The organism is Haloferula chungangensis (assembly GCF_042664875.1).
In the GTDB taxonomy this organism is placed as follows: domain Bacteria; phylum Verrucomicrobiota; class Verrucomicrobiia; order Verrucomicrobiales; family Akkermansiaceae; genus Haloferula; species Haloferula chungangensis.
Genome location: NZ_JBHTBS010000113.1, coordinates 1 through 502, shown reverse-complemented (window position 1 = coordinate 502; position 502 = coordinate 1). Strand labels below are relative to the sequence as shown.

At 65.3% G+C, this 502-nt stretch carries 1 protein-coding gene; it reads left to right on the top strand.

The genetic code is table 11. The features are described 5' to 3' along the window. Positions 1-283, top strand: a 283-nt coding sequence (locus ACFQY0_RS21455) for a hypothetical protein (RefSeq protein ID WP_379717173.1), incomplete at its 5' end; no start/stop codon positions are given. Positions 284-502: the final 219 nt, after the last annotated feature.

The window sequence follows — 502 nt, the reverse complement described above, 5'->3', positions numbered from 1 at the left end:
ACCCGACGCGCCTGCTTTCCCGGCCCGCCTGCGGGCGGTGGTTTGGGGGTGTGCGGTGATCCGGGAGGCGGTGGAGTGGAACGCAACCGTGGGCAGGCGGGGACCGTCTCCCGGAATTCACCGGCGGGATGTGTGGCGGGGTTCCCCGAGCCGTGAGGCGAAGGCAAGGATTGCGGCCGGGCGCGGGGCTGCCTGCCTTTTTGCCGAAGGTGACTTGTTGCTGCGCGATAATGCGGAGGTGTGGGGCGGCACGGAGGGGACCGCATGGCGGCAGGGACCGTGACGGTGGTTGGCACTGCGCATTACCCCGCGCACGTCACATGTCAGCAATGGCGAGCAGCCCCGTGCCGGGCCGCCAGTGGGATGATTTCAGCGGGGGAAACTGGGGTCAGGCGACAAATCTTGACAAAAAAGACTCCTGTTAGAGCTAATTTGAAAGGGGTCGGTGCGTGAATGGTGGTGTTGATCCGAGGGGTCTTGCCATGGGGGAAGCCCATAGGTG